This is a genomic window from Limnospira sp. PMC 1279.21 (assembly GCF_032349615.1).
Lineage (GTDB): Bacteria > Cyanobacteriota > Cyanobacteriia > Cyanobacteriales > Microcoleaceae > Limnospira > Limnospira fusiformis.
Genome location: NZ_JARPLU010000181.1, coordinates 1 through 8,712, shown reverse-complemented (window position 1 = coordinate 8,712; position 8,712 = coordinate 1). Strand labels below are relative to the sequence as shown.

Here is an 8,712-nt window from a genome sequence, read left to right as displayed (position 1 = left end):
GATGTACGGTTCTGAATGGGAGGGGGTGAAGGCGACTTCACTCTCGACCCCTAATCGAAACGCACGGAATTGATGACGAACTATGGCTCTTACTGATATATTACAGGCAATCTGGTCACTCTCGGCCCTAGGGTTGGTGATTTTGGTACTCCTGCACAGTCCCAAGGGTGATGGTATTGGGGGAATTGGTGGACAGGCGCAACTGTTTACTAGCGCGAAAACAGCGGAAGTTACCCTAAATCGCATTACCTGGATACTAGCAATTGTGTTTATGGGGTTAACCACGATTTTAAGCGCTGGTTGGCTTGGATAGGGATTTTGGGGTTGGTGAGGGTTCGGCTAATAGGATTGAGTCTATTTACGATTTTCCTGATCGTAGTTTACGGTTGGCGATCGCCTGCTGTTGATCTGTCAATCCCGTTTGATTCCCATCCCCTCCCCCCATCTCTGGAACAATGGCAAGATCCTACGGACAGTGGTGATTATTTCGACCAGATAGCGCCACCTACATTTGGTCATCTGGTCTGGTCTAGTTTTCCGGTTCGTGTCTATATTGAATCCCCAGAAAGTCCAGGGGCTGAAAATTGGCGGGATCTGGTCTTAGATGCAGTGATGGACTGGAACCCCTATTTACCGATAGAAATTATTGAGGATAGCGATCGCGCCCAGGTCCAGATTTTTCGCCGTCGCCCTCCCCTACAACCAGGAAGGCTGCGGGCTAGTTCTGCGGAAGCCAGATATCAGCTTTTTAAACGGATTACTGGGAATGACTCTTATATTTTAGTCCATCGCTTTACTATTTGGCTGAGTCCTACCCAAAGCGGCAAGTATATTACCGCCGCCACTCGCCACGAATTTGGACACGCCCTGGGGATTTGGGGCCATAGTCCCACGGAAACTGATGTGATGTATTACTCCCAGGTTCGGGAACCTCCCCCGATCTCGCCCCGTGATGTGAATACGCTGCGACGTATTTATGAACAACCCACTCAACTGGGTTGGGCTCAAATGAAGGTCTAGCCTGTATCTCAACAAATTTGCCAAAGGGTATTGTCAAATCATATAGGCTTCTGCTAAGATACATATCTTGTGAGTAAAACTAAAAAATGCGACTCTTTTGGAGAGGTGGCCGAGTGGTTGAAGGCGCAGCACTGGAAATGCTGTTTAGGGGTGACTCTAACGAGGGTTCGAATCCCTCCCTCTCCGTTCGCTAACTCATGCGATAGGGATAAATCAAGGTGAGTTCCTTAGCTTAACCCTGGTGGTGCTAAGATATGATCTAAGAACAGTTGATTCGGTGGTAAAGTTTGTTGTTGATCTTAGCTGGTTATTTCCGTAAGGTATTAGCAGACGTTCCTCCCGGGTCTGTCGTCCCCTCGGTTATCAATGATTTTGGAGGAAACAAATGTCAATCTATGTAGGGAACTTATCCTATGATGTCACTGACGAAGATCTAAAAGAAGTCTTCGCAGAATATGGCACGGTGAAACGGGTTCATCTTCCCACCGATCGCGAAACTGGAAAGTTTCGTGGTTTTGCGTTTGTGGAAATGAATACCGAAGAAGAAGAAATTCATGCGATCGAAGAACTTGATGGTGCTGAGTGGATGGGACGAGAAATCCGAGTTAACCTAGCTCGTCCTCGGGAAGATAAGAAACCTTCTGATAGAGGGGGCCGCAAACCACGATATTAGAAAGTCCTTTGACCCGAAAAGCGATCGCCTGTCCGTGACGGCAGCGATGGGGATGTAGGCGGTTCGCAGTCCTAAACACGGCGAACTAGCGTAGCCAAATTAAGTACGGAGAACCATCTACCCAAGGAAGTATTCTAGTCTCGGAGCCATCCCGGCACAGTAAGTCACTACTGCCATGCTCGCCGCCTGCCTAAACAACTGACAAGTAATGGGAAGATGCAGAGCGTAGCTATATGGCTAGGCGATCGACTCGGAAACCAAAAAAACCAAAGTAAGCCCAATAGCTGCCAAGGCTGGAGGGCTTAGAGGGATACTTGAATGTCCCGCTGTCCCCCATTTGAGGGTAGACAGAAATCCCCATACTTTTAGTATTGGGGAAGTTCAAGCACAACTATGTCTTTATGAGGTAATCGTGATGGCCAAGCGTCGTAATTTAAAAAAAGAAAAGGCTGAACGCAACCTGGCCAATGCACGCCAGTATCGTAAGAGATTCAACCCCCACTCAGCTCGTAATAAGCGCTTCAACCGCAACGATCGCCCGTCTGAGGGTGAGCAAACATCTTCAGAACAAGATTCTAAGGCTGAGTAGGTGATTAGGTTGGTGATAACAACAGTTATACAAATAACTTTGATTGTTGATCACGCTTCCCAAATGTATTGGAAAGCCCAGTTTAAACCTGATTGTTTGGACAAGGTTCCAGGCTAACTTAAACCCTTCCCTAGTCCTTGGGGAAGGGTTGTTTTATGGCTGATGATTCCTAAAATTGAGGCAAAAATCAATGAAAGCTAAACTCTATGATAGAATTGAAACGGTAATAGAAATAAAAGCCCATTTTGGTCGCCAAATTATCCCCAAGGGAACTGTCGGAACAGTTGTAGAATGTTATGAAAATCCCCAAGAAAGTTATTCGGTAGACTTAACTATGGGGGGTGAGTATGAAAACCTGATTCTTAACCCGGAACAATTTATGGTGATGGGAGAAACCTCTGATGAAAGTAATTTAGGCACTCTCTTTGGCGGGACTAAATACGAAGTACCCCAAGCGGTTTTAGATGCTTCTGTAGCGCCCCAATCTCAGCCAGATTCGCCAGAATTAAAGGTATAATAAAACTGCACTGATAATCTAGTCATAATCATGAAGTGGGCTGTACGCTTGTATGGGATTTTATTTGTGGGAGCAATTTTTGTAGGAATTGCCTTTCATGATGCTTTGGTAAAATCACAGGATTTTAGCCTAAGATTATTACATACAAACGACCATCATGCTCGCCTAGAATCGGTGGAAGTTGGGGATAACTTGTTAGGTGGTATTGCGCGACGAAAAACCCTAATTGATACACTCCTGGCTGAGAATGAAACGACAACCCTATTGCTAGATGCGGGGGATATTTTCCAGGGAACGCTGTATTTTAATAAGTATTTAGGTCAAGCAGATGTTCCCTTTTATAATCAAATGAATTATGCGGCTGTGGCGATCGGAAATCATGAATTTGACCGAGGACAGGAAACCTTGGCGGAGTTTATTAGAAGTTCGGCGTTTCCGATGATTTCCTCTAATCTGGAAATTGATGTCAACTCACCGTTGTCTGATTTAATCAAATCTTGGATTATTGTTCATGTCAATCGTGAACAAATAGGTATTTTGGGGTTAACGACACCAGACACGGAGGTTTTGTCTAGTCCTGGGGAAGGTATTAAGTTTCTTGATCCGATCGCCGCTGCCAAAAAAACAGTTAAAATTCTCAGAGGTCGTGGTGTAAATAAAATCATCGCCCTGACTCATTTAGGCATTTCTGAGGATATTAAATTAGCCCAACAAGTGGATGGAATTGATCTAATTGTGGGGGGACATTCCCACACTCCCCTAGGAAATATACCAGGTGCGACTCAACCTTATCCTTTGGTAGAAACTTCCCCTAATGGGGATAATGTGTTAGTGGTGACTGATTGGGAATGGGGGAAATATTTGGGGGATTTACAAGTTGTTTTTGATGGTAGAGGTCATCTAATATATTGGTCTGGTTCTCCTCATGCTGTGGATGAAAGTATTATTCCTGACCCGGATTTTGAAGCGCAATTGCAAGTTTTCCAAGCCCCCCTGGAAGAATTACGAAATAAAGTTATTGGTCAAACTGATACTGTACTAGATGGCGATCGCCGAAATATTCGCTCTATTGAGACCAACTTAGGAAATCTAATTGCTGATGCAATTCTGGCAAAAATGCAGCCAGACGGTGCCGAAATAGCGATTGTTAATGGGGGAGGAATTCGAGCCAGTATTCCGGCGGGGAATATCACCCTTGGTCAAGTTATGGAAGTTCTCCCCTTCGGAAATACGATCGCTCGTTGTGACTTCACCGGAAATCAGATAAAAAAACTGTTAGAACATGGTGTTAGTGGAGTAGAAAAGGGAGAGGGAAGTTTTCCGCAAGTGTCTGGAATTCAATTGATGTGGAATCCAGAAGCGCCCATAGGTTCGCGGATTATGTCAGTTAATGTCATCAGTCCTGATGGTAGCATGAAACCCCTAGAAGATGATGTTAGTTATCGGGTAGTTACCAACACTTTTTTAATGACAGGCGGCGATGGTTACGAAATTTTCAAACAGTCTAATAATCAGGTAGATACTGGTTTTTTACTGTCAGATGTTGTGGCTGATTATATAAGCGATCGCCCCCTGATTAATCCCCCAGTAGGCGATCGTATCATCAAAGCACCTCTTTAACCTTGCTACAACCCTTCTAAAATAGGTGTTGACACAAAATTACTGAAAGCAAACTCACCCACAGCGTGCCACTGTCGGATGCTATCTCGAAACTGTTTCCAGGGTTCATAAATATCTCGGAAAGAGGAATTACGAATAGCCATATCCTCCAGTAAATCCGTAGTTGCAGCCAGAGAAGCCTGTAAAATTTCTGGGCTAAAAGCCTTTAACTGAGTCCCCCCATCAATCAACCTTTTCAACGCTTGAGGGTTCTGGACATCATACTTAGCTAAAGTTTGAATATTAGCCGCCGACGCTGCTGTTTTCAGAATTTCCTGATACTCAGTCGGCAACCTATTCCAAGCCGTCAAATTAATCTGCAAATCAAAACTAGATCCCGGTTCCCACCAACCCGGATAATAGTATAACCTCGCCGCATTATTTAAGCCTAACTTTTCATCATCATAGGGACCAACAAACTCCGCCGCATCAATAGCCCCCCTTTCCAAAGCCAGGAAAATTTCTCCTCCCGGTAAAACCTGAACATTCACCCCCAAGCGGGAGAGAACCTCGCCACCCAAGCCAGGAATCCGCATTTTTAACCCATTTAAATCAGCGATATTATTTACTTCTCTTTTAAACCATCCCCCCATCTGAGCCCCAGAATTTCCGGCCGGAAAAGCAATAGTATTAAAATCGGCATATAGCTTATTCATCGCCTCAATACCGCCGCCATGATATAGCCAAGCCATCTGTTGCTGCGTATTAAGTCCGAAGGGAACACAGGTGCCAAAAGTCAAAGCCGGGTTTTTACCGATGTAGTAATAACTCGCCGTGTGACCACATTCGACAGTTCCCTGTTGAATAGCATCCAACACCTGTAACCCCGGCACAATTTCCCCCGCCGCAAAAGTTTGGATAGTAAATCGTCCGTCTGTTAGTTTACTGACCAATTCCGCGATTAGTTCAGCAGCGCCATATAGCGTATCTAGGGAAGTTGGCCAACTTGTAGCCATTTTCCAGCGTACCCGTGGTAAAGAGTCACTTTGAACAGCCGGACTTGTATTTTGGGGATTACAGGCAGCCAAGGCGGCGGCGGTGGCCACTCCAGTGGCAGCATAACCGAGGATATTTCGACGTTTCATAATTTTTGCTTACTTTCGGTGAGAGAAATTAGGCCAGTAGGCTTGAGTATTTCATCTAATTTTAAACCCAACGGGTTCACTGAGTCAGTTTTTGCTGATTTTTCATATCACCTAATTTAAAACTGTAACAATTTTTACATAATTTTGTATTTATCGATTTTTTTAAGTTATGGTACAGATATGAGGGAATATAGCTGGGGATCAAGAAGTTGGTCAGAACAGATCGCTGTACTGTCTAGCTTCTGGCTTCAGCCTGAACAATTAATTAATAAAGAGGTTTAATAAATTATGGTTGTATCATCCCAGGTAGCGACTACATCCCCAACTCCGGCTTATATTTGTCCATTCGATCGCACCTGTAGCTATTTAAACCAAGCGGCTGCGGAACTAGGTATGGACCCAAATATCTTGGTGATTTTAGAACATCCCCGGAAAGTCGTCACCGTTTCCATTCCGGTTAAATTAGACAATGGAAAAGTACAAATCCTCGCCGGACACCGGGTGCAGCACTGTGATGTCCTCGGTCCCTATAAAGGCGGAACCCGATATCATCCCACTGTTAATCTGGGAGAATTGTCAGCCTTAGCCATGTTGATGACCTGGAAATGTGCCCTATTAGGGATTCCCTACGGTGGCGCTAAAGGTGGGATTGCTATTGACCCCGCGCAATATAGCGTAGGGGAACTGGAACGCCTCACCCGTCGCTACACTAGCGAATTGATTAAAGATATTGGTCCGGCGATCGATATCCCCGCACCAGATATCGGCACATCCTCACGAGAAATGGCTTGGATGATGGATACCTATTCTATGAATATGGGTCATGCTGTCCTAGGTGTCGTCACCGGAAAACCCCTATCTATTGGCGGTTCAAAAGGTCGAGATATGGCGACCGGACGCGGGGTGATGATTACTGTCAGAGAAGCCTTATTAGAGAAAGGACAAACCCTAGAAGGTGTGACAATTGCTATTCAGGGATTTGGAAAAGTCGGCGGCGCAGCGGCACAACTCCTTCACGAAGCCGGGGCTAAAATTATTGCTGTTTCTGATGCCTTTGGCGGCGTTTTTGATGCTAATGGCTTGGATATTCCGGCTTTGCAATCTCATGTGAATAACCAGAAAACTGTTGTCGGTTTTCCTGGTAGCGATAGCATTAGTAATGCTGAATTACTCACCCTTCCCTGTGATGTCTTGATTCCTGCTGCTTTAGAAGACCAAATTACTGAAGATAATGCCGATCGCATTCAGGCGAAATTAGTGGCAGAGGCTGCTAATGCTCCCATTACCCTCATCGCCGACCAAATACTCGAAACGCGGGGGATTACTGTCTTGCCAGATATCCTCGCTAATGCGGGTGGTGTCGTGGTTAGCTATCTGGAATGGGTGCAAGGTCAATCTTTCCTTTTCTGGGATGAAAAACGGGTGAATCGGGAAATGGAAAAACTACTCCGTAATGCCTACCACCGCGTTAGCCAACATTCCCAACAACGGTCTGTCTCTTTGCGGCTTGCTGCCTATACTCTCGGTGTCGGTCGGGTCTCACAAGCCATGAAAGATAGGGGACTCTATCCATAAGATAATTAACAATTAATAATTAACAATTAATAATTGTTAATGTTGTCGGGGCGGGTTCCACGGTTAGTTATAGTCATCACCGATCATCTTAATAAACCCGCCCTATCTATCCCCAACAATGGATAATGTTGTCGGGGCGGGTTCCACGGTTAATTAGATTACCCACCGACCACATTAATCACCCCCCCAGAAGATCCGCAAATTAATGGATAATGGATTAATTGTCGGGGCGGGTTCCACGGTTAGTTAGATTGCCCACCGACCACATTAATCAACCTCCCAGAAGATCCGCAAATTAATGGATAATGGATTAATTATTCATTATTCATTATTAATTATTAATTGTCGGGGCGGGTTCCACGGTTAATTAGATTACCCACCGACCATCTTAATAAACCCCCCAGAATACCCGTAAATTAATGGATTAATTATTAATTATTAATTATTAATTATTAATTGTCCGGGCGGGTTCCACGCTTAGTTAGTGAGTGGGCGGTTGTCTGTTGCCTGTTGGTTGTTGGTGGCTAAAATATCCTATGATAGGAGGGGTTGTGAAAAAAATCCAAGAACTGATATTATGTCCGCCTATCATACAATTCGTATTCACGATCGCCAAAGGGATAAGTCCTACTGTGTGCAAGTTCCAGAGGATCGCTATATCCTCCCATGTGCAGAAAATCAGGGTTCAGATTTACCCTATTCCTGTCGCAATGGTGCCTGTACAACTTGCGCGGTGCGGGTGATCTCAGGGGAGTTGTATCAGCCGGAGGCGATGGGATTATCTCCAGAACTCCAAAAAGAAGGATATGCTTTGCTCTGTGTGAGCTATCCCCGTTCAGACCTGGAAGTGGAAACCCAGGACGAGGATGAAGTCTACGAACTCCAGTTTGGTCGCTACTTTGGTAAAGGTAAGGTGCGATCGGGGCTCCCCTTAGATGAAGATTAGTCTAATGCCATTGAGATTGATGCTTACCGGACTGTTACTCCTGTTGTGTTGTATCGTGGGGGTTGGGTGTTCTGAACCGCCGGAAATGCCCACAGGTATGACTGTCAGAGTAGAACGGGTGGTTAGTGGTCAGACTATAGAAATTGTCAGTCCTACCGATAATATTCCCAAGTTACAGCGGGTAAGACTGATTGGCATTAATGCGCCAGACCTAAGACAAGACCCCTGGGGAATGGAAGCTAAACGAAAGCTAGAGCAGCTTTGTCAGGGACAGCAGGTGCTATTAGAATTTGACCAAATGGAAAGCGATCGCTATGATCGCCTATTAGCATATATATGGCGCGATCAAATTCTGATTAATGAGGAATTGGTTAAACAAGGTTACGCCCTCGCCCAAGCTGGAATTTACAACAACAAATACAGCCAACGCCTTGACAATGCCCAACGGTGGGCTAGAATCATGGGGTTAGGTATCTGGAACCCAGAAGAACCCATGAGATTTACCCCCGCTGAGTTTCGTCAACAACAGTCCTGACTGAAAAAGAGCCGACAGTCTGGGGGTAGGCGGAAATTAATCAATTTCAGATTCCCCATTTGACACTCCCCGCTCTGAAGAGACGGGGATTCTTGGCTCACCGAGACCACTTA

Annotated in this window: 10 protein-coding genes and 1 tRNA gene; 10 read left to right on the top strand and 1 reads right to left on the bottom strand. The window is 45.3% G+C overall.

Annotation, left to right across the window (positions count from 1 at the left end; translation table 11 throughout):
- Positions 1-82: 82 nt before the first annotated feature.
- From secG to P5683_RS20400, 7 genes are all read left to right on the top strand, one after another.
- Entirely contained in the window at positions 83-313 is a 231-nt protein-coding gene (secG, locus tag P5683_RS20430; protein ID WP_006618748.1) for a preprotein translocase subunit SecG, read from the top strand.
- Positions 301-1,020, top strand: coding sequence for a peptidase (locus P5683_RS20425; protein WP_315640968.1), 720 nt, complete (start codon positions 301-303; stop codon positions 1,018-1,020). The genes secG and P5683_RS20425 overlap by 13 nt, the downstream gene beginning before the upstream one ends.
- Before the next feature lie 99 nt (positions 1,021-1,119).
- Positions 1,120-1,206: transfer RNA gene (locus tag P5683_RS20420), tRNA-Ser, on the top strand.
- Positions 1,207-1,405: 199 nt separating this feature from the next.
- A complete protein-coding gene (locus P5683_RS20415) occupies positions 1,406-1,693 on the top strand; it encodes an RNA-binding protein (RefSeq protein ID WP_006670612.1) in 288 nt (95 codons plus the stop codon).
- A 415-nt stretch (positions 1,694-2,108) separates the two neighbouring features.
- Entirely contained in the window at positions 2,109-2,282 is a 174-nt protein-coding gene (locus P5683_RS20410; RefSeq protein ID WP_006621508.1) for a hypothetical protein, read from the top strand.
- A 190-nt stretch (positions 2,283-2,472) separates the two neighbouring features.
- Positions 2,473-2,799: a DUF4926 domain-containing protein gene (locus tag P5683_RS20405; RefSeq protein ID WP_006621509.1), complete on the top strand. Its 327-nt coding sequence runs from the start codon at positions 2,473-2,475 to the stop codon at positions 2,797-2,799.
- A 30-nt stretch (positions 2,800-2,829) separates the two neighbouring features.
- The gene (locus P5683_RS20400) at positions 2,830-4,419 is read left to right on the top strand and encodes a 5'-nucleotidase C-terminal domain-containing protein (RefSeq protein WP_315640969.1); all 1,590 of its coding nucleotides are present in this window, start codon (positions 2,830-2,832) and stop codon (positions 4,417-4,419) included.
- A gap of 5 nt (positions 4,420-4,424) precedes the next feature.
- Here P5683_RS20400 and P5683_RS20395 read toward each other — a convergent pair whose 3' ends face one another.
- On the bottom strand, positions 4,425-5,543 hold the full coding sequence (locus P5683_RS20395; protein ID WP_006621511.1) for a TRAP transporter substrate-binding protein: 1,119 nt from the start codon (positions 5,541-5,543) through the stop codon (positions 4,425-4,427).
- Positions 5,544-5,831: 288 nt separating this feature from the next.
- On the opposite strand from P5683_RS20395, the gene P5683_RS20390 reads away from it, so the two are divergent.
- The 3 genes from P5683_RS20390 (at position 5,832) to P5683_RS20380 (ending at position 8,599) form a co-directional block, all read left to right on the top strand.
- Positions 5,832-7,118 (top strand): Glu/Leu/Phe/Val dehydrogenase, encoded by a 1,287-nt coding sequence (locus P5683_RS20390; RefSeq protein WP_006621512.1) that lies wholly within the window; start codon positions 5,832-5,834, stop codon positions 7,116-7,118.
- Positions 7,119-7,695: 577 nt separating this feature from the next.
- Entirely contained in the window at positions 7,696-8,064 is a 369-nt protein-coding gene (locus tag P5683_RS20385) for a 2Fe-2S iron-sulfur cluster-binding protein (protein WP_006670614.1), read from the top strand.
- Between the two features lie 4 nt (positions 8,065-8,068).
- Positions 8,069-8,599 carry a thermonuclease family protein gene (locus P5683_RS20380; RefSeq protein ID WP_315640970.1) on the top strand — a complete coding sequence of 177 codons (531 nt, stop codon included), beginning with the start codon at positions 8,069-8,071 and terminating at the stop codon, positions 8,597-8,599.
- The last annotated feature ends 113 nt before the right edge of the window (positions 8,600-8,712 follow it).

Excerpts from the sequence above, each read along its gene's own strand:
- secG (WP_006618748.1), top strand. The coding sequence starts at position 83 with ATGGCTCTTACTGATATATTACAGGCAATCTGGTCACTCTCGGCCCTA.
- P5683_RS20415 (WP_006670612.1), top strand. The coding sequence starts at position 1,406 with ATGTCAATCTATGTAGGGAACTTATCCTATGATGTCACTGACGAAGAT.
- P5683_RS20410 (WP_006621508.1), top strand. The coding sequence starts at position 2,109 with ATGGCCAAGCGTCGTAATTTAAAAAAAGAAAAGGCTGAACGCAACCTG.
- P5683_RS20405 (WP_006621509.1), top strand. The coding sequence starts at position 2,473 with ATGAAAGCTAAACTCTATGATAGAATTGAAACGGTAATAGAAATAAAA.
- P5683_RS20400 (WP_315640969.1), top strand. The coding sequence starts at position 2,830 with ATGAAGTGGGCTGTACGCTTGTATGGGATTTTATTTGTGGGAGCAATT.
- P5683_RS20395 (WP_006621511.1), bottom strand. The coding sequence starts at position 5,543 with ATGAAACGTCGAAATATCCTCGGTTATGCTGCCACTGGAGTGGCCACC.
- P5683_RS20390 (WP_006621512.1), top strand. The coding sequence starts at position 5,832 with ATGGTTGTATCATCCCAGGTAGCGACTACATCCCCAACTCCGGCTTAT.
- P5683_RS20385 (WP_006670614.1), top strand. The coding sequence starts at position 7,696 with ATGTCCGCCTATCATACAATTCGTATTCACGATCGCCAAAGGGATAAG.
- P5683_RS20380 (WP_315640970.1), top strand. The coding sequence starts at position 8,069 with ATGCCATTGAGATTGATGCTTACCGGACTGTTACTCCTGTTGTGTTGT.